Here is a 26,201-nt window from a genome sequence, read left to right as displayed (position 1 = left end):
TTCTAAATATTCAAAACTATTTAATTTTTTTATTAAGAATTTTGTTCACATATTTGTCCTGTTGAAAACTACTAGAGAATCCTATTTTCTCTTTTTTTTTGCTAATATAACTAACAACGAAAAATTTAACTTAACGCATGGAGAACACAGCGCAATCTGTATGGAGTAATTGTCTTGCTTTTATAAAAGATAATATCCAACCACAAGCCTATAAGACTTGGTTTGAACCTATAGATGCAGTGAAGCTTTCTGGTAACGCATTGAGCATTCAAGTTCCTAGCAAATTTTTCTACGAATGGTTAGAAGAACATTATGTAAAAATCTTAAAGGTTTCTCTAACTAAAGAGCTAGGTGAAGATGCCAAATTGGTTTACGTTATTAAAATGGAAAACACCTATGGCAATAAACAACCTTTCACTGAAAAGATTCCAAGTTCAAATAGGTCTGCTGTAAAATCGCAAGATGTAGATGTACCTTTTAATAATAAAAGTCCTGAATTAAGAAATCCGTTTATAATTCCTGGTATTAGAAATGTAAAGATCGAATCGCAACTTAATCCAAGTTACAGTTTTGAAAATTTCTTAGAAGGTGACTCTAACCGTTTAGCTAGAAACGCAGGTATTGCAGTTGCTAACAAACCAGGTGGCACCTCTTTTAACCCATTATTAATTTTTGGCGGTGTTGGTTTAGGAAAAACACACTTAGCACATGCTATAGGTGTTGATATTAAAGATAAATATCCTGAAAAAACAGTTTTATATATTTCTGCTGAAAAATTCACGCAACAATACATAGATTCTGTAAAAAAGAATAATAGAAATGATTTTATTCACTTCTATCAAATTATAGATGTTTTAATTATTGACGACGTACAATTCCTTTCCGGAAAAACAGGTACGCAAGACGTCTTCTTCCATATTTTCAATCATTTACATCAAAACGGTAAGCAAGTTATTTTAACAAGTGATAAAGCTCCCGTAGATATGCAAGATATTGAACAACGCTTATTATCGCGTTTTAAATGGGGACTTTCAGCCGAGTTACAAACACCTGATTTTGAAACTAGAGTTTCAATTTTAAAGAATAAACTCTACAGAGATGGTGTTGAAATGCCAGAAGACATTATAGAATATGTTGCCAAACATATTAAAACTAATGTTAGAGAACTAGAAGGTGCCATTATTTCATTAATCGCTCAGTCTTCTTTCAACAAAAAAGAAATTACAATCAATCTTGCAAAAGATATTGTAGAGAAATTTGTTAAGAATACTAAACGAGAAGTATCTATTGATTACATTCAGAAAGTAGTTTCTGATTATTTCCAAATGGATGTTAATACACTTCAATCTAAAACACGTAAACGTCATATTGTACAAGCGCGTCAGTTAGCTATGTTCTTTGCTAAAAAATACACCAAAGCTTCATTAGCTAGTATTGGCTCTCAAATAGGACAGCGTGACCACGCTACCGTACTACATGCCTGTAAAACTGTTGATAATTTATCGTCAACAGATAAGCAATTCAGAAAGTATGTTGAAGATTTATCTAAAAAATTAGCGCTTTAATTCGCTTTTAATATGACTAGTATCTTAATGGTATGCTTGGGGAATATTTGCCGTTCTCCATTAGCTCATGGTATTCTGCAATCTAAACTTCCAACAGACCTTTTTTATGTTGATTCTGCAGGTACTGCTGCCTACCACATAGGAAATACTCCTGACACACGCTCTATTGCTGTTGCAAAACAAAACGGCATAGACATTAGCACACAAAGCGCTAGACAGTTTAAAGTTTCCGACTTTGACCTGTTTGATTATATCTACGCCATGGATCAATCTAACTATACTGATATTATTAGCTTAGCGAGAAATGATATTGATATCAAAAAAGTAAAGCTCTTTCTCAATGCTAATGCTGCTATTAAAGATAAGAATATGCCAGACCCTTATTATGGAGATAAAAGTGATTTTGAATACGTTTTTAAGCTCGCTAATGAGACTTGTGACATAATTGCAAAGACTTTAAAACACTAATACACACAATATTCCTTATTGCAAAAGTCTTTTTTTGTAAATTAGTACCTAATCCCATTAACAAATTAAGATGAAATCATTAATAGTTCTAGTTTTCTTAGTATTTACAACTACTCCTTTTTCCAATGCTCAAGAACTAAATTTAGAACTCTTTACTTCAAATTTAGACCGCCCTATTAGCATCAAACATGCAGGCGACAACAAACTATATGTTGTAGAACAAGATGGTTATATAAAAATAATTAATGCCGATGGTACAATTCAAAGTGCTCCGTTTTTAGATATTGATAGTATTGTCATAAACACAGGAAACGAAAGAGGTCTCTTAGGCTTAGCCTTTCATCCAGACTACGCTACTAACGGTTACTTTTTTGTTAACTATATTAACAACTCAGGGAATACTGTAATTTCAAGATTTTCAAGAGACGCTACAACCCCCTTATTAGCAGATGCTTCTTCAGAGTTTATTATTCTAACTTACGATCAACCTTATAGCAATCATAATGGAGGAGATATGGCTTTTGCTAGTGATGGTTTTTTATATATTGCTTCAGGTGATGGAGGCCTATACGATGACCCACAAAACAACTCACAAAACACATTAACCTTACTAGGTAATATTTTAAGACTAGATATTAATTCTATCACAGCAACACAAAATTATAGCATTCCATCAAGTAACCCTTTTATAGGAGATCCTGATGTTAGGGATGAAATTTTTGCTTATGGTCTAAGAAATCCATGGAAATTTTCTTTTGATCGTCAAACCAATGATTTATGGATTGCTGATGTTGGACAAAGTGGTTATGAAGAAATTAATATGGTTTCTGCAGCAGAAGCTGCAACAGGCCTTAATTACGGCTGGAGATGCTATGAAGGCAATGGCCCATACATTACAGATGATTGCTCAGATTCAAGTGCATACACCTTTCCTATAGAAGGCTATAGCCATTCTGGTGATGGCCTTTTTAAATGTTCTATTACTGGAGGTTATAGGTACAGAGGCACCAATTACCCTAACTTTAATGGTTTGTACTTCTTTGCCGATTATTGTAGTCAAGAAATTGGCTACTTATATTACAATGAAACAACAGAGGCTTGGGACAAAAACCTAAGTCTATTTAATGGTAATTGGTCTACTTTTGGAGAAGATATTAACGGAGAACTTTATATTGCTGATATATCAAGTGGTAATATCTACAAACTAATTGATACGAGCTTAAGTATTAATGACAATATATCTTCTAATATTTCTATTTACCCTAATCCAACAAAAGGCATATTTAACATCAATTTTGGCCCAAATAACAATACAGACATTTCAAATCAAATTACGATTTATAATTTACAAGGTAAAGAAGTAAAAGTAATTCAAAGAAATACGGAAACGATTCAAACAATAAATACATCTCAACTCTCTAGTGGTATTTATGTTTTAAAAATTAAGAATCAAAAAGGAAATCAAAGCACACATAAACTGGTTATACACTAATGAACAATCCCAAAGGAAAATTATACCTTATACCTACACGACTAGGTGATAATCCGCCACTCGAAGTTTTACCCATCTCTATTAAAAAAATAATAGAGCACCTCGATTATTATATTGTTGAAAATGAAAAAACAGCTCGTCGTTTTATAAAGCGTGTCTCGCCTAGTAAATCGCAACCTTCACTAAAGCTTCAAGTATTAAATAAATACACAACTGAGGCCGAACGTAATACATATTTAAACGCATGTCTAGAAGGAAACTCTATTGGTTTGATATCTGAAGCAGGCTGTCCTGCTATTGCAGACCCAGGAGCTGACATTGTAAGTTTAGCACATCAAATGGATATAACAGTTGTTCCTCTTGTTGGACCATCTTCTATTCTACTCGCTTTAATGGGCTCTGGAATGAACGGCCAAAGTTTTACTTTTAACGGTTATTTACCCATTGACAAAAGCGAACGAAAAGCGAAATTAAAAACTTTAGAGCGTTTATCTTCAGAACACAATCAAGCTCAAATCTTTATTGAAACTCCTTATAGAAATATGAAAATGCTTGAAGATTTAGCTAATACGCTACATCCAAATACAAGAATTTGTGTGGCATGCGATTTAACCTTACCAACTGAGTTTATCAAAACAAAAACAGCAAAAGACTGGAAACATAATAAAGAGGATTTACATAAGAGACCAGCAATCTTTATTATTCAGAAAGACTAAGAGCTTACTATTAATAAAAAAAACTATAAGGTAACCTTAGCTTTCTTATCAGGCTTAATCATAGACGTATCATAACCCGAAAACTTTTTCATATAATACCTAACAGAAGAGCCATAAGCATCCGAAAGATTATTACCTCCATGACTACGCAAAAACTTTTTTACATTTCCAGGACCAGCTAAATGTGCCGCTGCTAAAATTCCAGACTCGGTTACTTTTATTCCCGAAATATGCTGCCCTTCAAAACGTTTAATGTCTTTTCTAAGCACCCATTTATTACGCTCTGCATTGGCAACAAATGCTTTTTCTTGCAATTCTGGATTATATAAAAATTGATTTGGAGTATAAATTCCTATCAATTTTAAAGTCTCAGATCCAAACTGATATTTACCCAAATACCCTAAAGTATTCACCGTAAAATAGTTTCCTCGAGACTCTTTAAATGCCAAAGCCTCTTTAAATCCTTCAAAAGATTTTCCTAAATGTGGAGTAAAGATGCTATGTTCAATAAATTGGTCTTGATTAGCCATAGCTAATTCTTCAGAAATATTATAATTAAGCTCTAATCCTTCTGTAGAATATATTTCAGGATCAAGAGATGAATCAGGATATAATGCTAACGCACTAAATACACAGATTGTAAATGGTATTACAAAATTCTTAACGCTATTTTTAGTCATAACAGCTAAATTTTTACTGTAAAAAAGTTTCCCCAAACCGTCTTACAAAATTCGCGTGCAAATATACAACAATTTTACAACAACTGAAAATCAACCGATTAAGTGCAAAAAACTCACTTTAAAAGTATATATAATGCCATTTTACACCTCTTTTATCATTGAGTTCTAAAGTAGGAAACGGGACTTTTATAACGTTAAAAACGTCGAAAATGGTTTTTAAAAAGTTAGAATTTGTCTTAATTCTAGTTAAATCCACATCTAAACTAAGGTAATATTGACGCGTTCTATTCTGATCTGTGAACAAAGCATCATTTGCTTCTCCTGTTAACATACCTTCTGCCCCATACCCAAAAGCCAAATTCAACCAATCAGGAATAGTTTCTGTTTTTAAAAACGAATTAAGATTAACACTTAGCCAATAGGTTTGACCATTGTAATCTTTTAGAAACTCTTCAGAAAGTCCACTACCTAACTTACTTGGACGTTGTTTTGCAAACTTAGTTCTATGAAAGGAGTATTTTAATACTATACGTTGTTCTGCCCAAAGTAATTCTTGCCCCACATGTAATCCGGTTCCCGCTGCATTAGCGGCCATATCGGTCCACGAAAAGCCCCATTCTTTTGAAAAACCATCCATTACTTCTATTGCTGTTAAAAACCCTAAACCTAAGGTTGACCCATAAAGCATCCGATCTTTTTTACCAACTCCAGCCCAGTCTAATGTATTAAATCCAAATCTTCCTAATTGATAGGATGAAAACACATGGCCCATTTTATCCATCTGTAACCACTCTCCACTATCATTTAAAGTCTTAAAATTAGAACGCGGATAATCTGCATACCACAATTGATTAAGCCCAATTAATGTCGCTGAAGCCAATGCCGTTTGTGTTATAACAACGGTATTGCGTCGTAATACATTAAGCGAATCACTAGGCTTTAAAAAAGTATTAAATTTAGATTGAGAAAAAAGCGAGTTACCTAATAATAAAAAAACTATGATATAAACATAAACGTGCTTCACCTTATTTATTAATACCTTGAGAGGATAAATACTGATGATATGCTCTTGCATTATTGTTGTGCTGCCCTAAAGTTTTAGCAAACTTATGATATCCCAAACGTTTGGCATCTGCAGCAAAATACAAATAATTATGCTTTTCCGGATTTAATACAGCTTTTATAGCTGATAAATCTGGCATAGCAATTAATCCTGGTGGTAAACCTGTATTTTTATAAGTATTATAAGGCGAAACAATATCTTTATGCACATTTAAAACACGTCTAATGATTGTATTTTTATACTGAGGCAATTGATAAGCTGCAAATTTTAAAGTAGGATCGGCCTGTAAAGGCATACCTATTCGTAATCTATTGAGATACACTCCTGCAACTCTAGGCTGTTCATCGGCTTGTTTTGATTCTTCATGAACAATAGACGCTAAGGTTATAACTTCATTAGGAGTTAAATTTAATTTTTTAGCTTGTGCTTTTCTGGTATCTGTCCAAAATCGGTTGTACTCCGTTAACATTCTATCTCTAAAAGTTTCTGCAGATGTATTCCAGAAAAATTCATAACTATTAGGCAAATACATACCTAAGGCTGTTGCCTTATTAAAACCATTCTCAGCTAAAAAAGTATCGTCTGACATTGCTTTTAATAACGACAAACTATCTGCTTCAATTTGTTTACTTACTCTACTTGCTAAATCTGCTAAACTATGCTGATTATTAAACGCAATTTTAATTGGTAGGTTCTTACTTCGTATAGAATTAATAATATCATTATTATTCATTCCCTTAGAAATAGCAAAACGACCAGCTTTAATATTTGTAGTGTATTTTTTCTGCTTTGCTAAAGCGTCAAACGTATTTATATTATCTAAAAGTGGTTCTAATTGAGAACGTACTTCGGCATATGTTGAATTCGTAGGCACATAAATATATGCGGTTTCATTTTCAAACTTTGTGTTAGACGAAAACATCGCGCTATAAAAATAATAGGCAACTGCTCCACAAATTACTAAACCGATAAGCGCAACAGCCCAAAGTATTTTTTTAATGTACATAGTTAATCTTTAATTCGTTGTAATATATATTCGTTTGTGTAGGTTTCGCCATCAAAACTCCAATCTTTTTTTAATCCTATTATTTCAAAGCCATTACCTTTAAACAACTTTAAACTGGCAGAATTACTTTCGGAAATATTAGCATAAACCTGATGCAAATGTAATGTCTGAAAACAATAATTCACCAATAAACTTAGTGCTTCTTTACCATAACCAAGGTTTCGGTTTTTTTCATTTTGAATAAGAATGCCAATACCAGCACGTTTGTTTTTTATATCAAAATCAAACACATCTATTAAACCAATCGTTTTGTTTTTCGTATTGCAAATGGCTAACCTTAGTTGCTTAGCTTCAAAGATATCTTGCTGGGCATTTTCGAGATATTGTTTGATTAAAAATCTAGAGTACGGCGTTTGTGTATCGCTTAAATACCACAATGACGTATCGTTTTCAATGCTATAAACAAACTCTAAATCTTCAGGTTCTAAAGCTCTTAAATAGATATGCTCTCCTTGCAAACTTACCATTCTATCTCTCCTTTAAAAACTTGTTCAGCTGGTCCTACTAACCAAATATTCTTATAACCTTTATCGTTACTTTTAAAAGTAACGTTAAGCTCTCCTCCTTCTGTCTTTAAACTAATGTTTTCACTTTTAGTTTTACCAGATTTGTGCATTGCTAAAGCAACTGCGGTCACTCCTGTGCCACAAGATAATGTTTCATCTTCTACACCGCGTTCGTATGTTCTAACCGCAAAATTATCGTCTGATAATTGCTCTACAAAATTCACATTACTCCCCTCTTTGTTATAAGGCTCGCCATATCTAATTTTTGAACCATTCGCTTTTACTTCAAAATTGGCTAAACCTGAAACCATTTCTACATGATGCGGAGAACCTGTATCTAAAAATTGATGATTATCAAAGGATTTAATTTCAGAAACATCTTGCATTTGAAGATAAACCATTCCATTTTCAATCTTTGCCTTGTGTAATCCGTCAATAGCGACAAATGTTGTTTCGTTCTTTATGATACCTAAAAAATTTGCAAAAGCAACAATACATCGGCCACCATTACCACACATAGTACTTTCATTGCCGTCTGCATTGTAATAAACCATTTTAAAATCGGTGTTATCATCATTCTCTAAAAGAATATATCCGTCTGCTCCTATGCCAAAACGTCGATGACATAGACGTGCTATGCGTTTGGTATCATTTTTGTTTATTGTTTGTAAACGGTTATCTACGATTACAAAATCGTTTCCCGTGCCCTGATATTTATAAAATGTCATATTCATAATTAAGGGCAAATATAAGAATATTAGACGTTAAAAACAGTTGTTAAACACGCGTTAAAATTGGCGTTAAAAAGTCGTTAAATTAAAAATTGAAATCAATAATTATCTAATTTTAATCGTTAGTTAAAATGAAATAGTAATATTTAAATTTAAAAAAAATGAAGAAGATCCTAACATTAGTCTTTGTTTCTGCTCTTGGAGGTTTATTAACCTTAGGAGGATACAAATTTTTTATTGAAAACGAAACACAGCCATTAGCCGTTGAGCAGTCATCTGACCTTCCTGTCTTTGTACCTACAAATAATACTATAACGAGTAGTACTGCCACTGCTCCAGATTTTGTAAAAGCGGCAGAAAAATCATTAGATGCTGTTGTACACGTTAAGAATACTGCTATTATAAATGCACCTATCTCTATGCGCGATTTATTTTATGGTCGTAGCTCACAACGTGCGCAAGTTGGTACAGGAAGTGGTGTCATAATTTCACCAACCGGTTATATTATTACAAATAACCACGTTATAAAAAATGCCAACGAAATCAGTATTACTTTAAATGATAATAAAACTTATGATGCTGAATTGATTGGCACAGACGAATCTACTGATATTGCTTTATTAAAAATAGAAACAGAAAAAGAATTACCATTTATGGCTTTTGGAGATTCTGATAATGCCAAAATAGGAGAATGGGTGTTAGCTGTTGGAAATCCGTTTAACTTAAATTCTACAGTAACCGCAGGGATTATTAGTGCTAAATCGAGAGACTTAACAGGCCAACATCAGCAATCGTTCATACAAACCGATGCTGCTGTAAATCCTGGAAACTCTGGAGGTGCTTTAGTTAATACCAATGGAGATTTAATAGGAATTAACACTGCTATTTCTTCACAAACAGGCTCTTATATAGGATACTCTTTTGCCGTTCCTAGCAATATTGCTCGAAAAATAGTAAATGATATCATGGAATATGGAAATGTACAGAACGGTATTCTTGGCGTCTCCATACTAAACAAAAATTCTCGAGAAGCTATTGAGAACAAGTTAAATGAAATTGAAGGTGTATATATAAGTGAGGTACAAGAAGACACCGGAGCCGAAAAAGCGGGCATTAAACCTGGAGATATCATAAAGAAAATTGATAATATTTACATCCATAAATTTGCAGATTTAACAGGCTATTTAAAAACCAAAAATCCTGATGACACTGTTAATGTGACATTAATAAGAGATGGAGATGAAAAAACGCTTCCAGTAACATTACTAAAACCAACAACAACTGTCGTTGAAAAAATAGGATTTGTAAAAAATGCCTCTAAAAAAGAGTTAAAAAACTTCAACACAGAGTATGGAGTGAAAATTTCGAAATTTGCAGATGAAAACTACAAGGTTGGTTGGAATCGTGTAGGTGTTGAAGAAGGTTGTATCGTTACCAAAATTAACGGTGAAAAATTATATTCCGTTGATGATGCTCAAAACGCATTAAGAACTAGAAATCCTAGAGAACCTCTTCAAATTGAAATCATCAATAAACAAGGAGAGAAAATCATTCATAGTTTTAGATAAAATACACCTATAAATAGACTTAATTAACCCTTCAAAGTAATATTCTTTGAAGGGTTTTTATTTTCGTCAAAAAGCATTACGAAAACGTTTGAAATATGTATTTTTGCACAAAATTTAATTTTATTAAACCAAAAACAAATGGGTTTTAACGACACTTACGAAAAAGAGTTAGCATTTCAAGCAGATCGTCGCAGAGCAACGGTTGAATTTATTAAAATTGTAAGCGACTTATGGTACGACAAGTCTATTGAACTTGTGTTATTTAGAAATCAATTAATCGATAGAAATGTGAGCGAAATTTTAAACTTGCACGAATATGCAGGTGAATTTGTTCAAAAACCTATTTCTATTTTCGATTCTGTTGAAATTGCACAAGCAATTAAAACTTTAGATCTGCCACCAGCAAAGCTAGATATAGGCAAACTAACTTACGAATTTCATTTAGAAGATCAAAAATATAGTAACGCTACTGCTTTTGTCGCTTCTAAATTAGATAATGCTAAAGAAAATGAAGGCATAAAACCAAAAGATGTTGTGCTTTATGGATTTGGTAGAATTGGTCGATTAGTAGCACGTGAGTTAATGACTCGTACAGGTAAAGGTAACCAATTAAGATTAAGAGCAATTGTTACTAGAGGAGCTATAAACGAAACGGTTTTAGAAAAACGTGCATCATTATTAAGAAATGACTCTGTACATGGTGATTTTTCTGGACTAGTAAGCACCGATGTTAAAAATTCTGCCCTAATTATTAATGGCACTACTGTAAATATCATCTCAGCTAATGCACCAGAAGATATTGATTATACAACATACGGAATTGACAATGCTCTAATTATTGATAATACAGGAGCATTTAGAGATAAAGAAGCCTTAAGCAGACATTTAAAAGCAAAAGGTGTTGATAAAGTATTATTAACTGCACCAGGAAAAGGAATTCCTAACATAGTACATGGAGTTAATCATAAAGAGTACAATCCTGATGAAGTTAATATTTTCTCAGCAGCATCATGTACAACAAATGCTATTACACCAATATTAAAAGCTGTTGAAGATTCTTTTGGAGTAAAAACCGGACATTTAGAAACGATTCACGCCTATACAAACGATCAAAACTTAGTAGATAATTTCCATAGTAAATACAGACGCGGACGTGCCGCTGCTTTAAATATGGTAATTACAGAAACTGGAGCAGGAAAAGCGGTTAGTAAAGCATTACCATCCTTAGAAGGAAAACTAACCTCTAATGCTATTAGAGTCCCTGTACCAAACGGATCATTAGCTATTCTAAGTTTAGAATTAGAAAACAAAACTTCTGTTGAAAGTATGAATTCTATCATGAAGAAGTATGCACTTGAAGGTGATTTAGTTGAACAAATTAAATACGAAATGAGTGACGAGTTAGTCTCTAGCGATATCGTTGGCAGTTCTGCTCCTTCTATATATGATAGCAAAGCGACTATCGTAAGAGCTGATGGAAAAAATGCAATACTATATATATGGTACGATAACGAATATGGCTATAGCCATCAGGTAATTCGTTTAGCTAAATATATTTCTAAAGTAAGACGTTATGCTTATTATTAGACTTATTTTAAAAAATTAATAACTCATAAAATCTTGTCTTTTAGGCAAGATTTTTTGTTAGTTATTAATTTGAATAAGCCTCCTATACTAAACATCTAAAACAACGTTTTTACCGTATATAAAATGCCTTACTATATTGTGAGGCTAATTGTTTAGTAATTCTTTATGAAATCTTTATAAAATTATTATCTTGGCAATCAATTAATCTAACCAAAATTAAAATTACAACTAAGATGAAATTCTTAACCAAACTTTCTGTAATTCTATTAGTTACAATGAGTTTACAATCTGTAAACGCACAAAAGAGCAATGAAGAAGCAGAAGACAAATTGTCCTTAAATAGTGGCAATATTGACAGCCAGTTTGAATATGTATTTAAAAAATCTGGTAATTTCAAAGGTACAGATGGACAGCGCTATGAAGCTGTAAAATTTTCTTCACTTCTTACTTTAAAAAATAATGTTCTCGATTCTTTAAAAACAACCTATTCTAAATTAGAAAGTTCTGAAAAAGTTGTTGAAAACCAAGCCAAAGAAATTGAAGAACTAAAAACAAAACTTGCCAATACGCAGACTAGCCTAGAGCAAACAGACTCTGAAAAAAATAATATGGCACTATTAGGTATGCAAACTAGTAAAACCAATTACAATGTTATTATGTGGTCTATTGTTGCTGGTTTATTAGCATTTTTATTATTCTTTATCTATAAATTTAAAGGCAGTAATTCTGCAACACGTGATGCTAAACACAAATTAGACGAAGTAGAAACAGAATTTGAAGAGCATAGACGAAATGCTTTAGAGCGTGAGCAAAAAGTAAGACGTCAATTACAAGACGAATTGAATAAGCAAAAGTCTTAAATTAAAGTGCTGCAAACACTTAATTAAAAATACTTAACACCATAAAAATCCGTAATTTTAATTGCGGATTTTTTTATATCCTAAACTATAGAACTAAGCTCTGTCTTTCAATTTAAGATTATCCATATAAACTTTAATTCAATTTCTATTTAGAAACTAAAAATAGGATTAAACCCTTCTGTATCATTTTTAGAAAATCACTATTAGAAATAAAAAAAACATCGCAATTAAACATACCTTTGCAACTTATTTGAACATATTATGCGCATAGATATTATAACCGTATTACCAGAACTTTTAAAAAGTCCGTTTGAAGCCTCTATTTTAAAACGTGCCATTGAAGCCGGTTTAGTAGAAGTCCACTTTCATAATTTAAGAGATTATGCTACAGGTGGCTATAAATCTGTAGACGACACACAGTTTGGAGGAGGCGCAGGAATGGTAATGTCCATAGCACCTATTGATAAGTGTATTTCTAAATTACAGCAAGAACGTACTTACGATGAAATTATTTATATGACACCAGATGGGGAGCAGCTTAACCAAAGTATTGCTAACCAAACCTCTTTAAAAGAAAATATTATTATTTTGTGTGGACATTATAAAGGAGTGGACCAACGCGTACGTGATAAATTTATCACTCGTGAAATATCTATTGGAGATTATGTATTGTCAGGTGGCGAATTAGGTGCTGCTGTATTATGCGACGCTGTAATCCGATTAATTCCTGGAGTTTTAGGTAATGAAACCTCTGCCCTAACCGATTCTTTTCAAGATAATTTATTAGCACCACCTATTTATACTAAGCCTAGAGAATATGATGGCATGAAAGTTCCAGAAGTATTATTTAGCGGTAATTTTAAGGAAATTGAAAAATGGAGAGAGGAACAAGCTTATAAAAGAACTAAAGAAAGACGACCAGATTTACTTAAAGACTAAGCACATTACCTATGAATAGTTCTACAGAAATTCTCTTTTATACTGGTCAAATTATTAGTGCGTTATCAACTTTTATAGTATTAATTGCTAGCATAATTCTCTTTATAAAAAAGCGTACCCTAGCGACTTGGTTAATATTAATTGGTAGTGTACTAGTTATACTAACTTCTGCTGCTAGTTTGGTTATCCGTGTTTTTGCGAGTGCAGAAAGTGTAGACACCTTATTATTAACACAAGGGATTTCAATTATAATTCAAAATGTATCATATTTAATATTTTCAGTTGGTTTAATCATTTTAGTTGTATCAGAATTTTCAAAAAAATAAATTATAAAATAAGCTCAGGACAACTTCCAACGGAATGCTAAAAAATAAAATAACAAAGCATTGCAAATAAGCAAAAAAGTAGTACTTTTGCAAACCAATTTAGACCAACCTCTGGCGAGAATCGTGAATGTTGCTTTGAATCAACTATTATAAATAAAATAAAATGAGTTCTTTAGTAAAATTTGTACAAGACGAATTTGTAACCCGTAAAGACTTTCCAGAATTTAGTGCTGGTGATACCATCACAGTATACTACGAAATTAGAGAAGGTGAAAAAGTGCGTACGCAGTTTTTTAGAGGTGTTGTATTACAACGTAAAGGAAGTGGATCTTCTGAAACGTTTACCATCCGTAAAATGTCAGGAACAATTGGTGTAGAGCGTATCTTCCCAATTAACTTACCTGCTTTACAAAAAGTAGAAGTTAACAAACGTGGTAAAGTACGTAGAGCTAGAATTTTCTACTTTAGAGGTCTTACTGGTAAGAAAGCAAGAATTAAAGAAGTTAGAAGATAATTCAAACTTATATATTACAATTAAAAGCCTTCTCTTTAAGAAGGCTTTTTTGGTTATTAACATTTGTTAATAACATGAGTTCATAAACTGTTGATATCTAATACGTTAAAATCTCATAGATATCCAAAATATTTCATTAACTTAGTAAAACAATTAACGACAAAACTAAGTTTGGTTTTGAATTATGTTAATGTGTATTAAAGATTTGTTCTTTATATATTGAGGTTGTTTTTTGAGGTTGTATAGCAACTTGTGTAAAATAAGTGTTTGCAAAGCAATCAAGAAGCTTTAATAATATAACACACTATTGTAGGTTATATTGGTAAAGTGAAAAGCTCCGAAGAAGTACTGGGATCGAAAGTGAACACGAAAAGGACGAGCAATGTTTTAGTCTTAATATTTGTTAAAGTTGAAGGTATTAAGAAAACATCAAGAAAAACAAGCCTAAGAAACAAAGTAATATCAGGTCAATACATTTTGAAAGGTATGAAATGTTTCGAATTGAAACAGTAACTCTTAAACCGAAAAAGGTGGTGGCATTTGTCTATCAACTGAGTTAGCAAAAACTAAATAGGTTATGTTAGTACTGTTTCTAAGAAAGCCATGTCAGCACAGATTTCTCTGAGTGATATGGCTTTTTGTTTTTAGTAAAGTTACCCCCCTTACCTACATTTATAGAGTCCACACTAGAGTCTAATTTAATAACAAACCGCACTAGGCTGTGGCAAATACATTTCTTTTCGTATTCTTGCAACATGGACCAACCACTAACAGAAAACCACGATTTCAAAAACAAAGACTACACCACTAGCAATCTTTTTAAAACAGAATATACAGACTGTACGTTTACCAATTGTAATTTTGAAAATTCAGATCTTTCAAACATTAGCTTTTTAGAATGTGATTTTTTAGATTGTAATTTCAGCAATGCTAATGTAATGCACACATCTTTTAATGATGTTACTTTTAAAGGCTGTAAAATCTTAGGTGTTATATTTCAAAGTTGTAACCCCTTTCTATTGTCTTTCAAGTTTATAGATTGTACGCTTAATTTAAGTAGTTTTTATCAATTAAAAATCAGCAAAACCAATTTTTCAAAATGTACAATGCATCAAGTAGATTTCACAGAAGCTGAGGCCAAATATGTGGCTTTTAAAGATTGTGATTTATTAGGAGCTACCTTCGATAGAACCAACATTGAATATTCTGATTTTACTTCTGCATTTAATTTCAATATTAATCCTGCATTAAATAAAATTAAAAGTGCCTCATTTTCAAAAGAAAACATTTATGGCTTATTAGAAAGCTTTCATATTAAGATAATAGAATAAATTCAAGGTTTTAGCTATTAAATTATCAATATCACAAAATTTGATCTTGTTTAGTATAAATCATATACCTGTTAAAATCAAACGTTTTCGTATATTCGCATTTCTCAATTTCGAGGAGAAATTTATTCAATTTATTTTCAAGACTTATGACAAAAACAGCAAAGATTGTTTACACAAAAACAGATGAAGCACCAGCTTTAGCAACACGTTCATTCTTACCAATTGTTCAAGCATTTACAAAGTCTTCAGGCATAACCATAGAAACAAAAGATATATCTTTAGCCGCTAGAATATTAGCCGCTTTTCCAGATTTTTTAACTGAAGATCAAAAAGTATCTGATGCATTAGCAGAATTAGGCGAATTGGTAAAAAAACCAGAAGCTAACATTATAAAATTACCAAATATTAGTGCATCTGTACCACAACTTACTGCTGCTATTGAAGAACTTCAAAACAAAGGTTTTAAACTTCCTGATTACCCAGAAGAACCACAAAATGACGCAGAAAAAGACATCAAATTACGTTATGACAAGATAAAAGGAAGTGCCGTAAACCCAATACTTAGAGAAGGAAATTCTGATAGACGCGCACCTAAAGCGGTAAAAAACTATGCCAAGAAAAATCCGCATAGTATGGGAGCATGGTCTTCAGATTCTAAAACACATGTCGCAACAATGTCTAAAGGAGATTTTGCGCACAATGAAAAATCTGTAACACTTGCAGATGCAACTACAGTAAAAATTGTACATACAGATACAAAAGGCAACCAAACCAACCTAAAAGACAATTTAGGCTTACTAAAAGGCGAAATTATTGACGCTACAGTAATGAGCAAAAAAGCCTTAATCGAATTTTTAGAAGAGCAAGTAGAAGATGCCTTAGATAACAGTGTATTGTTTTCATTACATATGAAAGCAACAATGATGAAGGTTTCTGACCCAATCATTTTTGGTCATGCTGTACGTGTATTCTTCAAAGATTTATTTGAAAAACATGGACAAACATTTGATAAAATAGGTGTTGATGTAAATAATGGTTTTGGAAATTTACTTGAAAAATTAGGCGATCTTCCAGAAGATAAACGCGACGAAATAAGAGAAGATATTCGTTTTACTCTAGACCATAGTGCTGATTTAGCAATGGTAAATTCAGATAGAGGCATAACCAATCTTCACGTACCAAGTGATGTTATTATTGATGCTTCAATGCCAGCAATGATTAGAACTTCTGGGCAAATGTGGAATGCAGAAGGGAAACAACAAGACACAAAAGCGGTTATACCAGACAGTAGTTATGCTGGTGTTTATAGTGCAACTATTGATTTTTGCAAAAAACATGGTGCTTTTGATCCAACAACTATGGGAACAGTTCCTAATGTTGGACTTATGGCTCAAAAAGCAGAAGAGTATGGTTCTCATGATAAAACTTTCGAAATAGCATCTAAAGGAAAGGTAGAAGTTATTGATGCTAATGGCAATGTATTATTAAGTCATAAAGTTGAAGAAGGTGATATCTGGAGAATGTGCCAAGCAAAAGATGCTCCAATCCAAGATTGGGTAAAATTAGCTGTAACTAGAGCAAGAGCTTCACAAACACCTGCCGTTTTTTGGTTAGATAAGAAAAGAGCACACGATGCTGAATTAATTAAAAAAGTTAACACCTATTTAAAAGACCATGATACTGAAGGTTTAGATATTAGAATTTTATCTTTAGAAGATGCTACCAATTTTACATTAAAACGCATTAAAGAAGGAAAAGATACCATCTCAGTAACAGGAAACGTGTTAAGAGATTATTTAACAGATTTATTCCCAATTTTAGAAGTTGGAACAAGTGCAAAAATGCTATCTATTGTACCATTAATGAATGGTGGTGGTTTATTTGAAACTGGAGCTGGCGGATCTGCACCAAAGCATGTTCAGCAATTTTTAGAAGAAAACCATTTACGCTGGGATTCTTTAGGAGAATTTTTAGCATTAGCAGTTTCATTAGAGCATTTTTCAGAAGTAAATAACAACAAAAAAGCACATATTTTAGGTGAAACTTTAGATGATGCTTCAGATAAGTTATTAGAAAACAAAAAAGGACCTTCTAGGAAAGTAAATGAATTAGACAATAGAGGAAGTCATTTTTACTTGGCATTGTATTGGGCTGAGGCTTTAGCAAACCAAGATAAAGATGCCGATTTAAAAGCTGAGTTTACAACCATTTTCAATGCATTATCGTCAAATGAAGAGACTATTGTAAAAGAGCTAATCGATTGTCAAGGAGAACCTGTAAATATTGAAGGTTATTACCTTCCTAATGAAGATAAGATTTCAGATGCTATGCGTCCAAGCAAAGCACTAAATTCAATTTTAAATTCATAATCACATTAGATTAATGTTATGTTAAAAAGCTTCTTTCGAGAAGCTTTTTTTTATTCATTTAATTTACTTTTAATGTAACAACTTTAGAGGTTATTCGTTTTAATTAAAATATGTCATCAATCAAAACAACAATTAACATAAAACATGAAACTACTTCTTAGAGGGATTATACTCTCGTTATTACTAAGTGCTTTCTCACTTCAAGCACAAGAAAAATTTACCTTAAGTGGAAAAGTAACTGATGTTCTCAGTAATGAAACCCTAATTGGTGTTAACATCATAATTCCAGAGTTACAAACCGGAAGTGTTACCAATGAATATGGCTTCTACTCTATTACATTACCTGAAGGATCCTATACTATACAAATAAGTTATTTGGGATTTAAAACCATTTCAGAAACAATAACATTAACCAACAATCTTACTAAAAACTATCAACTCGAAGAGGCTGCAGAAAGTTTAGACGAAGTCATATTAACTGATGACATTGAAAGACTAAACATCAAAAAACCACAAATGAGTGTAAATTCGTTATCCATAAAAACGATTAAAAATATGCCAGTGGTTTTGGGTGAAGTAGATGTGATAAAATCGATTACACTATTGCCAGGAGTAACGAATTCTGGCGAAGGCTCTTCTGGTTTTAATGTTAGAGGTGGTGCGGCAGACCAGAATTTGATACTTTTAGATGAAGCTACTATTTTTAATTCCTCACATCTTTTTGGTTTCTTCTCTGTTTTTAATCCTGATGCCATAAAAGATCTTAAACTATATAAAGGTGGAATTCCTGCAAAATATGGAGGACGTGTTTCTTCTGTTTTAGATATTTATCAAAAAGAAGGTAATAGCAAAGAATTTCATGTTAATGGTGGTATTGGTTTAATTTCTAGTAGGCTTTTAGCAGAAGGGCCTATTAAAAAAGATAAAGGTTCTTTTTTGCTTGGTGGTCGCAGTAGTTACGCCCACTTATTTTTACCCCTTTTTGATATAGACAGTAAAGCGTATTTCTACGATTTAAACACAAAATTAAGTTACAATATAAACAACAATAACAATATTTACTTATCGGGTTATTTTGGCAGAGATGTCTTTAAAATTTCTGATACTTTTGAAAACACATTTGGAAACACAGTGCTTAATTTTAGATGGAATCATTTGTTTTCTGATAAATTATTTTCCAATCTTTCCTTAATCTATTCAGACTATTACTACGGATTAACATTAAACTTTGTAGAATTTGATTGGGAATCTGGCATTAAAAATTTCAATTTAAAATATGATTTTAAACATTATATAAGTAATGACTTTAAACTCGAGTATGGATTAAACACCATGTATTACACATTTAATCCAGGAGAAATTACTCCAACGACAGAAACTTCCGGAATTAATCCTTATAAGCTAATTGATAAATTTGCTTTTGAAAATGCCATATATATTGATGCCGAACATAAACTAAGCGACAAACTTTCGGTAAGCTACGGAGCAAGATTAAGTATGTTTCATCGCTTAGGACAAGACGAATTAAATATCTACGAAAACAATAATCCTTTAACTTTTAATGAAGATATTGGCATCTACCAAAAAACAGAGCCTATTGGAACTGAAACCTTTAATAAAAGTGATGTTATTGAATCGTTTGCAAATATAGAACCTCGAATTGCTGTCGCTTATCAGCTTAACGATAACGCTTCTGTAAAAGCAAGCTACAACAGAATGAGTCAATATTTACACTTATTATCTAATACAAGCTCACCTACTCCATTAGATATTTGGACTCCAAGTGGTAAATATGTAAAACCTCAGCTCTTAGATCAAGTTGCTATTGGTTATTTTAAAACGTTTAAAAACAACGTTTTCTCTCTAGAGGTTGAAAGTTTTTATAAAACTATTAAAAATCGCATCGATTATGTAGATGGTGCCGATTTAATAGCCAATGATGCTATTGAGCAAATCATTTTAAATGGAGAAGCAAGAGCCTATGGCTTAGAAGTCCTTTTAAGAAAAAATGAAGGTCGTTTTACAGGTTGGTTAGCTTATACACTTTCTAAATCTGAACAGAGAACTCCTGGTAAAACAGCAGCAGAAACTGGAATTAATAACGGAGAATGGTACAATACAGCTTACGATAAAACACATGACATATCTTTAACAGGAAGTTATGAACTCAATAAAAAATGGTCTTTTAGTTCTAACTTTATATTTCAAACCGGTCAGCCTACCACCTATCCAAACGGACAATATGAATATAACGGATTGGTTATTCCTAATTATGAAGCGAGAAACTCAAGCAGATTACCATCTTATCATCGCTTAGATATATCAGCTACTTACAATCCAAAACCAGAAAGTATCAAAAAATTTAAAGGCGAATGGGTTTTTGGAGTTTATAATATCTACGGCCGTAAAAATGCAGCAAGTATCTCTTTTAGAGAAAATAGAAATACAGGTGTTAATGAAGCTGTACGATTAGCCATTTTTGGTATAGTGCCTTCCGTTTCTTATAATTTTAAATTTTAAATCATGAAAAAAACAATATATATACTCTTTATTTTCTCTTTGTACTTTAGTTGCGAAGATGTTATTGATGTTAATCTTAATGAAGCGGAACCAAGATTAGTTATTGAAGCTTCAATTAATTGGTTAAAGAATACACCAGGCAACGAACAAAGCATAAAACTATCACTTTCTGCACCATTTTTTGATGAATCCGTTCCTCCTGCCAATGGAGCTACAATTCAAATAACAGATAATAACAATAATACCTTTAATTTTATTGAAGAAGGCAATACCGGAATTTATAAAAACACTAATTTTATTCCTGTTATAGATGAAGACTATTATTTAACTATTACTTATAATGGAGAAGTTTATACAGCAACAGAAACCTTGAAATCTGTAGTTCCAATAGATTATGTAGAGCAAATTAACGACGGAGGTTTTTCAGGCGAAGATATTGAGATAAAAACTTATTTTACAGATCCTGCCAATATTGATAATTATTACTTCTTTGAATATACAAGTGATATACCAGTTATTCCAACATTAGACGTGTTAGATGACGAATTTATTGATGGTAATCAAATTTTCGCCTATTATACTGAAGAAGATTTAGAGTCTGGTGATGAAGTGATAATGCGTCATTTTGGGATTTCTGAACAGTATTATGAGTTTATGGTTATTCTTTTACAACAAGGAAGTGACCAAGGCGGAGGCCCATTTGAAACACAGCCCGCAACCGTTAGAGGTAATTGTATAAATACAACTAATGCAGACAATTATCCTTTTGGTTACTTTAGATTATCTGAAGTAGAAGAGTTGATTTATATTGTAGAATAGTTCAAATTATCTGCTCTATAAGATTGAACACAAAAGTTTACACCCTATCATTAAAGAGAACCACAACTGCTTAAACATGTTGTGGTTTCTGTTTTTTGTTGATTAAAGCTTATTATCTACACATTAAAAAATAAAAAAAACATAACCTTCGTTATGCTTTATTCTTAAGACAAAATGTTTTATCATATCTTATTTTCTATCTAGCAGGTGTCTAGACTTATCTTCTTTCTTAATAATTTTAATAATATTAAATAGCTGTGTCTTAAGCGACTTATATTCATTCAAGAATTCTGAAATAGCAATAATTAAATCACGATGTTCTTTAATATAAGCCTTTTCCTCTTCTAACTCATCAATTCCATCTACCATTATTTGTAACTTATTTTCATGAATTCTAACAGCCTCTATAAGCGTGTTGTTTTGCTTTTGAGATCGGTTAATGGCATCAATAATTTCTTTACTGCTAGAAAAATTACCTAAGGCAATTAACTGAGATGTAAATTGAGTTACTAAATCTTCAAAAAAGAGATGTTCATCTTTTATAAAGTTTAATTCTGATAACCATTCTTTTGAAGCTTTATGCATTTCTTCTGCATTAAGCCATTCTACGTAACGCAAATGTGTTTGTGTGGTATTCATTTTGATTTTTTTTTAAACAACGAAACAAAACGTGATTTTAAACCACGTTTTGTTTTTTCTGTTATTATAAGACTTCAATAACTTTTTTGGCTTGCCCTTTTGCTTCTTCTTTCTTTAAAAGATTAAGTTTTAGGATACCATTTTTGTACGTTGCTTTTACATCCTGATCTGTATTTACGGTTTTAGGTAAGCTTAAAGATCTCTTAAAAGAGTTGTAGTTAAACTCTTTACGAGTATAATCTTCTTTTTTCTCTTCTTTTTCTTCCTTTTTCTCACCACATACATTCAGTACATTATCATCTATGGTGACTTCAAAGTCTTTTTTAGTAAAGCCTGGTGCTGCAAATTCAATTTCAAAATCATTGTCGTGTTCTTTAACATTCATTGCTGGCATTAATCCATCTTCATCAAAAAAATCGTTATTGAAGAAATCATCATTGCTTAAAAAATTTTTTAAGCCTTCATTATTCCAAGATGGGAATAATCTGTTTCGGTTGTTAAATTTAATGAGTGACATAATTATAAATTTTATTATTAAACTTAAATTTTACAACTCTAAATTACTTATAATAAAGCGCTTATAAAATGACAAATGTCAGTTTTAGTCATTAACTTTTAAACCAACACTTTACTTACATCGGTAAGTTTAGGAATGGTGGCATTCCAATTGTATACAGCTTTTAATTTCACTCTAAAAGCGTCCAATGATGCTGGCTCTCCATGAATTAGATATACATGTTCTGGTACATTTTTAATATCACTAACCCAGTCCAATAAATCTTTCTGATCTGCATGAGCCGATAAGCTTTCAATATTTTTTATCGTAGCTTTTACAGGATAGTATTTTCCAAAAAACCGAATTTCGTGGGCTCCTTCTTGTAGTTGTCTACCTCGAGTTCCTTCGGCCTGATAGCCAACTAATAAAACTGTTGTTGATGGCTCATCTATAAGTTGTTGTAAATAGGTTAAAACGCGTCCGCCTGTAACCATACCACTTCCTGCAATTATGATTTTAGAGCGTTTATCGTCAATGGTTTCCCAAGTTTCTTTGTATGATTGAATAATATTAACATGATTACACATGGCAGTATAATCTTCAGAAGATAGTTTATGCCATTTAGGAAAACGTTTAAAAACATCTAACACATTATTTCCCATAGGACTATCTACAAAAATTGGAATGTTAGGAATTCTGTTTTTTTGATATAATTTCCACAGAATAAACATTAATGTTTGTAAGCGTTCTACGGCAAAACTTGGTATTATAAGATTCCCTTTTTTATGAATTGTTTCTAAAATGATTTCGGTTAGTACATCTTCAATATTTTCTACAGGATGTAGTTTGTTACCATAAGTACTTTCAATAAACAACACATCTGCCCATTCTGGTTTTTTAGGATCGCTTAATAAATAATCATTTTTTCTTCCTATATCTCCAGAAAACACAAATCGCTTTTCGTTAATATCTAATTCTATAAACGTTGCTCCAATAATATGTCCATTATACTGAAAACGGAAAGCGATATGTTCTGATAATTGCACCCATTTATCTTCAAGTTCTACCTCAAATTGTTTTATGGTATTTTCGGCATCCTTAATAGTATAAAAAGGCAAGGCAGGGCTATGTTTAGTATATTTTTCCTTATTTGCTTTATTCGCTTCTTCCTCGTGTATTTTAGCACTATCTTTTAATATAATTTCTGCAATTGCCAAAGTTGGTGCTGTACCTTTAATCTTTCCTTTAAAACCTTGTTTTAACAAACGTGGAAGATAGCCAACATGGTCTAAGTGTCCATGAGTTAACAGCACTACATCAATAGAACTTACATCTATAGGAAGATCTTCCCAATTAAGTTCTCGTAGCGCTTTTAAACCTTGAAACATACCACAATCTATAAGGATATTTTTTTCTGAAGTTTCAATTAAAAATTTTGAACCCGTTACAACTCCTGCTGCACCTAAAAAATTGATTTTTACAAATTTTTCCATTTTAATATTTGATTAGCCACATAAATGTGAAATTTCATCTAGAATTTTCTTTTTTCGCGTTTCAGAAACACCAAGATGATCTAAATAAAACTTATCGTTTATTAATTCTCTACAGAGTACAACAGACCGACTTAAAAGAAACTGCTTTTCGCGTTGCGAAAGCAATGTGGATACGGTTATTGGATATAAGCCTAAACGGTCAATTCGGTCTTTTAAACCATCATTTAGAGGGTAATCCCAACTCAATAAATACAATCCACAACAATTACCATATTCTAGTGCATCTTTTGTAAACCTCGTATTTGTAACGACCCAACCTTGTGTAAGCGGGTCTTCCTTTTTCCTTAGCTTTTGCCAATTATCTTTAATATCTCGGTATCTTGAATTGATATATAAAGGAATTTTAACGTTACAATTAAGACCTTGATCACCATGAAATTTACACTCAATAATGGTGACTTCAGAATTTTTGCGCGCTATCACATCGACCTCATGTGACACACATTTACCTTGTAAAATTTTACCAATTTCGGTCTTATAGCCAGAATATTTTAAAATAGCACTTACAAAGCGCTCAAAAGGAAAACCTGTTGGCCCTAATTCGTAAATCGCCTTCTTTAGTTTATATTTTGAAGCGAAATAGCTTTTGTTTTTTTTAAGTAAGGCAAATGCTCTGTTGTATATCTCTTTGGTTGAAATGCCTTGATAGAGTTCATCACGAACTTTATCCAATACCTGATTAACAATATGTTCTTCTGCACCAGATCGCTTTAATGATGCTCGTAATTTTTCTAATGAAAATTTTACTTTTTCACCTGAGGATTTGATAATATCTATGTCTGAAATATTCATATTGATGTTTTAAAAACTGTCTAAACAAAATTAGTTTTAACCGCTTTACTTCCTAGCCACAAACAATTATATACTTCGCTAGAGATTAAATTTTAAAGCTCATAAAAATTGGTTAAAATAACTGTGTTTAGATTTCATTTATAAAGTTAAAGTGTTAACAATCTATAAACTATGATATATATCAGATAGATTTATATAAAAAAACATCTAACTAAAATAGCTAGATGTCTTTCTGATTAATAGCAAAAATCATTTTTAAATATGTATAAACATCAAATAAAAAGAATAGGTTTCTCTTTCTAATTTTTAAACTTATACAAGTACAATTCCATAGACCTCATTCAGTAAAAAAATACCAATTAAAAACAATAACGTATAAATTACTTGAACCATTTTAACATTTATGATTACCAGCCATTTAACTGTTTTCTTAGGAAACATAAATAAAGCTAATCCTAAAAACAAAGAGGTCCAACCAATGAGTGTAATAATTAAGGTGTAATTCGGCTCCCAAATGTTATGAAATATTACATTTAGTAACCCAATGATAATTGCCATAAAAGAAAAAATGATTAGAAATTTTTCATCTTTTAAATCATTAAATATTTGTTTAATACGCTTAGGGTTAAGACTTAATATTAAAAAGAAAATGATAAGATACCATCCCCAAAATTTTGCTAAAAAAACTGAACTGTCCATAATTAAAGTGATTTATTCGTGCAATACCAAAAACGGTATATCTGTATGATATGTTATTTTTTCAACTCTAGTATGAAATAGAATATTTTGAAAATAATTTAGATTCTTAGCTACCATAACAATCATATCTACTGCTCTACTTTCTACAAAGCACTGTATAGCATCTTCGACTTTTTTATTAGTAAGAAAATGGAAACTTGGATTAAATTCTTCAAAATAATCATTAAGTAATTCTTTATTATTGAGTTGTTCTGGGTTTAATGATGCTGCTTTACCTTGAATATGTATAACTCTTAGATTACTCTCTAAATTTTTTAAAATATCTGTTAAAGGTTGTAGTATGTTAATATCGTACGAGAGGTTAAAATCTGACGAAAATGCAATTTCCTTTAACGCTTTATATTTGGCGTATTCTGGAACAACTAAGGTGGTGCATTTTACTTTAGTAATAACATCTCCGGTGTTACTTCCTATGATATATTCCTTAAGTCCTGATGCGCCTTTTGTCCCCATAACAATCATATCTATTTTCTTTTCTTCGACATGTTTTCTTATCGATTCTAAAAAGAAATAATTATCTATAAGCGTGTAAAAACGGTGTTTTGGATTTTCATCGTGATTTTCGCTTATTTCTTTGAGTAGTTGTCTTAATTTATCTCTTGAAGGCTTAGTATATATTTCTTCTATAACTTCTGCTGTTGGCATGTAACTGTCTTCGCCAGCAACTATAGCCTCTATTCTGTTAACATGAAGCAGGTAAAAATTACATTCCGAAGATTTAAAAAAATCTATAGCATACGAAATGGCATTGCGTGCGTTTTCAGAAAAATCCGTTGGTAATAAAATATTCATCACTTTAAATTTCTTAGTGTAAACAAATTTAAAGCGATGTACACTTTTAT

25 protein-coding genes are annotated in these 26,201 nt (G+C 31.8%); 14 read left to right on the top strand and 11 right to left on the bottom strand.

Going from position 1 to position 26,201, the window contains the following annotated elements; genetic code table 11:
• Nucleotides 1-137 precede the first annotated feature (137 nt).
• From dnaA to VDP25_RS10365, 4 genes are all read left to right on the top strand, one after another.
• Nucleotides 138-1,565: a chromosomal replication initiator protein DnaA gene (dnaA, locus tag VDP25_RS10380; RefSeq protein ID WP_215924935.1), complete on the top strand. Its 1,428-nt coding sequence runs from the start codon at nucleotides 138-140 to the stop codon at nucleotides 1,563-1,565.
• 12 nt (nucleotides 1,566-1,577) lie between these two features.
• Entirely contained in the window at nucleotides 1,578-2,033 is a 456-nt protein-coding gene (locus VDP25_RS10375) for a low molecular weight protein-tyrosine-phosphatase (protein ID WP_334469479.1), read from the top strand.
• Between the two features lie 70 nt (nucleotides 2,034-2,103).
• The gene (locus tag VDP25_RS10370; protein ID WP_334469476.1) at nucleotides 2,104-3,525 is read left to right on the top strand and encodes a PQQ-dependent sugar dehydrogenase; all 1,422 of its coding nucleotides are present in this window, start codon (nucleotides 2,104-2,106) and stop codon (nucleotides 3,523-3,525) included.
• Nucleotides 3,525-4,241: an SAM-dependent methyltransferase gene (locus VDP25_RS10365; RefSeq protein ID WP_334469474.1), complete on the top strand. Its 717-nt coding sequence runs from the start codon at nucleotides 3,525-3,527 to the stop codon at nucleotides 4,239-4,241. Before VDP25_RS10370 ends, VDP25_RS10365 begins: the two co-directional genes overlap by 1 nt.
• 23 nt (nucleotides 4,242-4,264) lie before the next feature.
• Here VDP25_RS10365 and VDP25_RS10360 read toward each other — a convergent pair whose 3' ends face one another.
• The 5 genes from VDP25_RS10360 to dapF all read right to left on the bottom strand — a co-directional run bounded on the left by VDP25_RS10360 (nucleotide 4,265) and on the right by dapF (nucleotide 8,290).
• The gene (locus VDP25_RS10360) at nucleotides 4,265-4,921 is read right to left on the bottom strand and encodes a peptidoglycan-binding protein LysM (RefSeq protein WP_334469472.1); all 657 of its coding nucleotides are present in this window, start codon (nucleotides 4,919-4,921) and stop codon (nucleotides 4,265-4,267) included.
• Nucleotides 4,922-5,039: 118 nt separating this feature from the next.
• On the bottom strand, nucleotides 5,040-5,945 hold the full coding sequence (locus VDP25_RS10355; protein ID WP_334469470.1) for a DUF2279 domain-containing protein: 906 nt from the start codon (nucleotides 5,943-5,945) through the stop codon (nucleotides 5,040-5,042).
• 1 nt (nucleotide 5,946) lies between these two features.
• Complete coding sequence (gene mltG, locus VDP25_RS10350; protein WP_334469468.1) at nucleotides 5,947-6,990, bottom strand: endolytic transglycosylase MltG; 1,044 nt, start codon at nucleotides 6,988-6,990, stop codon at nucleotides 5,947-5,949.
• Between the two features lie 2 nt (nucleotides 6,991-6,992).
• Nucleotides 6,993-7,517 (bottom strand): GNAT family N-acetyltransferase, encoded by a 525-nt coding sequence (locus tag VDP25_RS10345; RefSeq protein WP_215924942.1) that lies wholly within the window; start codon nucleotides 7,515-7,517, stop codon nucleotides 6,993-6,995.
• Nucleotides 7,511-8,290 carry a diaminopimelate epimerase gene (gene dapF / locus VDP25_RS10340; protein WP_334469465.1) on the bottom strand — a complete coding sequence of 260 codons (780 nt, stop codon included), beginning with the start codon at nucleotides 8,288-8,290 and terminating at the stop codon, nucleotides 7,511-7,513. Before dapF ends, VDP25_RS10345 begins: the two co-directional genes overlap by 7 nt.
• A 158-nt stretch (nucleotides 8,291-8,448) precedes the next feature.
• Between dapF and VDP25_RS10335 the strand changes: the two genes are divergently transcribed.
• The 10 genes from VDP25_RS10335 (at nucleotide 8,449) to VDP25_RS10290 (ending at nucleotide 21,120) form a co-directional block, all read left to right on the top strand.
• On the top strand, nucleotides 8,449-9,855 hold the full coding sequence (locus VDP25_RS10335; protein ID WP_334469463.1) for a S1C family serine protease: 1,407 nt from the start codon (nucleotides 8,449-8,451) through the stop codon (nucleotides 9,853-9,855).
• 138 nt (nucleotides 9,856-9,993) lie between these two features.
• Complete coding sequence (locus tag VDP25_RS10330; protein WP_334469462.1) at nucleotides 9,994-11,442, top strand: glyceraldehyde-3-phosphate dehydrogenase; 1,449 nt, start codon at nucleotides 9,994-9,996, stop codon at nucleotides 11,440-11,442.
• 233 nt (nucleotides 11,443-11,675) lie between these two features.
• On the top strand, nucleotides 11,676-12,302 hold the full coding sequence (locus tag VDP25_RS10325) for a tRNA (guanine-N1)-methyltransferase (protein WP_334469460.1): 627 nt from the start codon (nucleotides 11,676-11,678) through the stop codon (nucleotides 12,300-12,302).
• 261 nt (nucleotides 12,303-12,563) lie between these two features.
• Nucleotides 12,564-13,241, top strand: a complete 678-nt coding sequence (trmD, locus tag VDP25_RS10320; protein WP_215924947.1) for a tRNA (guanosine(37)-N1)-methyltransferase TrmD — start codon at nucleotides 12,564-12,566, stop codon at nucleotides 13,239-13,241.
• A gap of 11 nt (nucleotides 13,242-13,252) precedes the next feature.
• Nucleotides 13,253-13,567 carry a hypothetical protein gene (locus VDP25_RS10315; RefSeq protein WP_334469456.1) on the top strand — a complete coding sequence of 105 codons (315 nt, stop codon included), beginning with the start codon at nucleotides 13,253-13,255 and terminating at the stop codon, nucleotides 13,565-13,567.
• Between the two features lie 163 nt (nucleotides 13,568-13,730).
• Nucleotides 13,731-14,081: a 50S ribosomal protein L19 gene (gene rplS / locus VDP25_RS10310; RefSeq protein ID WP_334469454.1), complete on the top strand. Its 351-nt coding sequence runs from the start codon at nucleotides 13,731-13,733 to the stop codon at nucleotides 14,079-14,081.
• Between the two features lie 755 nt (nucleotides 14,082-14,836).
• On the top strand, nucleotides 14,837-15,412 hold the full coding sequence (locus VDP25_RS10305; RefSeq protein ID WP_334469452.1) for a pentapeptide repeat-containing protein: 576 nt from the start codon (nucleotides 14,837-14,839) through the stop codon (nucleotides 15,410-15,412).
• Between the two features lie 146 nt (nucleotides 15,413-15,558).
• Entirely contained in the window at nucleotides 15,559-17,781 is a 2,223-nt protein-coding gene (locus VDP25_RS10300) for an NADP-dependent isocitrate dehydrogenase (protein ID WP_334469450.1), read from the top strand.
• Nucleotides 17,782-17,925: 144 nt separating this feature from the next.
• Nucleotides 17,926-20,301 carry a TonB-dependent receptor gene (locus VDP25_RS10295; protein WP_334469448.1) on the top strand — a complete coding sequence of 792 codons (2,376 nt, stop codon included), beginning with the start codon at nucleotides 17,926-17,928 and terminating at the stop codon, nucleotides 20,299-20,301.
• 3 nt (nucleotides 20,302-20,304) lie between these two features.
• A complete protein-coding gene (locus tag VDP25_RS10290; protein ID WP_334469446.1) occupies nucleotides 20,305-21,120 on the top strand; it encodes a DUF4249 domain-containing protein in 816 nt (271 codons plus the stop codon).
• 189 nt (nucleotides 21,121-21,309) lie between these two features.
• Here the strand turns inward: VDP25_RS10290 and VDP25_RS10285 are convergent, their stop codons facing one another.
• The 6 genes from VDP25_RS10285 to VDP25_RS10260 all read right to left on the bottom strand — a co-directional run bounded on the left by VDP25_RS10285 (nucleotide 21,310) and on the right by VDP25_RS10260 (nucleotide 26,151).
• Nucleotides 21,310-21,759: a hypothetical protein gene (locus VDP25_RS10285; protein WP_334469444.1), complete on the bottom strand. Its 450-nt coding sequence runs from the start codon at nucleotides 21,757-21,759 to the stop codon at nucleotides 21,310-21,312.
• A 64-nt stretch (nucleotides 21,760-21,823) separates the two neighbouring features.
• On the bottom strand, nucleotides 21,824-22,276 hold the full coding sequence (locus VDP25_RS10280) for an Hsp20/alpha crystallin family protein (protein ID WP_215924955.1): 453 nt from the start codon (nucleotides 22,274-22,276) through the stop codon (nucleotides 21,824-21,826).
• A gap of 98 nt (nucleotides 22,277-22,374) precedes the next feature.
• Nucleotides 22,375-23,748, bottom strand: coding sequence for an MBL fold metallo-hydrolase (locus VDP25_RS10275; RefSeq protein ID WP_334469441.1), 1,374 nt, complete (start codon nucleotides 23,746-23,748; stop codon nucleotides 22,375-22,377).
• 12 nt (nucleotides 23,749-23,760) lie between these two features.
• Nucleotides 23,761-24,600 (bottom strand): ATP cone domain-containing protein, encoded by an 840-nt coding sequence (locus tag VDP25_RS10270; RefSeq protein ID WP_215924957.1) that lies wholly within the window; start codon nucleotides 24,598-24,600, stop codon nucleotides 23,761-23,763.
• A gap of 312 nt (nucleotides 24,601-24,912) precedes the next feature.
• A complete protein-coding gene (locus VDP25_RS10265) occupies nucleotides 24,913-25,299 on the bottom strand; it encodes a hypothetical protein (RefSeq protein ID WP_334469438.1) in 387 nt (128 codons plus the stop codon).
• Nucleotides 25,300-25,311: 12 nt separating this feature from the next.
• The gene (locus VDP25_RS10260) at nucleotides 25,312-26,151 is read right to left on the bottom strand and encodes a universal stress protein (RefSeq protein WP_334469436.1); all 840 of its coding nucleotides are present in this window, start codon (nucleotides 26,149-26,151) and stop codon (nucleotides 25,312-25,314) included.
• Nucleotides 26,152-26,201 lie beyond the last annotated feature (50 nt).

Source organism: Winogradskyella sp. ECml5-4, assembly GCF_036903175.1.
Lineage (GTDB): Bacteria > Bacteroidota > Bacteroidia > Flavobacteriales > Flavobacteriaceae > Winogradskyella > Winogradskyella damuponensis.
The sequence above is the reverse complement of the archived record's forward strand: the minus strand, read 5'-3'. Positions and strand labels throughout refer to the sequence as shown.

Coding starts and splice junctions, on each gene's coding strand:
- VDP25_RS10280 (WP_215924955.1), bottom strand. CDS start 22,276: ATGTCACTCATTAAATTTAACAACCGAAACAGATTATTCCCATCTTGG.
- VDP25_RS10335 (WP_334469463.1), top strand. CDS start 8,449: ATGAAGAAGATCCTAACATTAGTCTTTGTTTCTGCTCTTGGAGGTTTA.
- VDP25_RS10360 (WP_334469472.1), bottom strand. CDS start 4,921: ATGACTAAAAATAGCGTTAAGAATTTTGTAATACCATTTACAATCTGT.
- VDP25_RS10265 (WP_334469438.1), bottom strand. CDS start 25,299: ATGGACAGTTCAGTTTTTTTAGCAAAATTTTGGGGATGGTATCTTATC.
- VDP25_RS10270 (WP_215924957.1), bottom strand. CDS start 24,600: ATGAATATTTCAGACATAGATATTATCAAATCCTCAGGTGAAAAAGTA.
- VDP25_RS10330 (WP_334469462.1), top strand. CDS start 9,994: ATGGGTTTTAACGACACTTACGAAAAAGAGTTAGCATTTCAAGCAGAT.
- VDP25_RS10275 (WP_334469441.1), bottom strand. CDS start 23,748: ATGGAAAAATTTGTAAAAATCAATTTTTTAGGTGCAGCAGGAGTTGTA.
- dapF (WP_334469465.1), bottom strand. CDS start 8,290: ATGAATATGACATTTTATAAATATCAGGGCACGGGAAACGATTTTGTA.
- VDP25_RS10285 (WP_334469444.1), bottom strand. CDS start 21,759: ATGAATACCACACAAACACATTTGCGTTACGTAGAATGGCTTAATGCA.
- dnaA (WP_215924935.1), top strand. CDS start 138: ATGGAGAACACAGCGCAATCTGTATGGAGTAATTGTCTTGCTTTTATA.
- VDP25_RS10325 (WP_334469460.1), top strand. CDS start 11,676: ATGAAATTCTTAACCAAACTTTCTGTAATTCTATTAGTTACAATGAGT.
- trmD (WP_215924947.1), top strand. CDS start 12,564: ATGCGCATAGATATTATAACCGTATTACCAGAACTTTTAAAAAGTCCG.
- VDP25_RS10295 (WP_334469448.1), top strand. CDS start 17,926: ATGAAACTACTTCTTAGAGGGATTATACTCTCGTTATTACTAAGTGCT.
- VDP25_RS10345 (WP_215924942.1), bottom strand. CDS start 7,517: ATGGTAAGTTTGCAAGGAGAGCATATCTATTTAAGAGCTTTAGAACCT.
- VDP25_RS10375 (WP_334469479.1), top strand. CDS start 1,578: ATGACTAGTATCTTAATGGTATGCTTGGGGAATATTTGCCGTTCTCCA.
- VDP25_RS10305 (WP_334469452.1), top strand. CDS start 14,837: ATGGACCAACCACTAACAGAAAACCACGATTTCAAAAACAAAGACTAC.
- VDP25_RS10290 (WP_334469446.1), top strand. CDS start 20,305: ATGAAAAAAACAATATATATACTCTTTATTTTCTCTTTGTACTTTAGT.
- VDP25_RS10300 (WP_334469450.1), top strand. CDS start 15,559: ATGACAAAAACAGCAAAGATTGTTTACACAAAAACAGATGAAGCACCA.
- VDP25_RS10365 (WP_334469474.1), top strand. CDS start 3,525: ATGAACAATCCCAAAGGAAAATTATACCTTATACCTACACGACTAGGT.
- VDP25_RS10260 (WP_334469436.1), bottom strand. CDS start 26,151: ATGAATATTTTATTACCAACGGATTTTTCTGAAAACGCACGCAATGCC.
- mltG (WP_334469468.1), bottom strand. CDS start 6,990: ATGTACATTAAAAAAATACTTTGGGCTGTTGCGCTTATCGGTTTAGTA.
- VDP25_RS10315 (WP_334469456.1), top strand. CDS start 13,253: ATGAATAGTTCTACAGAAATTCTCTTTTATACTGGTCAAATTATTAGT.
- VDP25_RS10370 (WP_334469476.1), top strand. CDS start 2,104: ATGAAATCATTAATAGTTCTAGTTTTCTTAGTATTTACAACTACTCCT.
- rplS (WP_334469454.1), top strand. CDS start 13,731: ATGAGTTCTTTAGTAAAATTTGTACAAGACGAATTTGTAACCCGTAAA.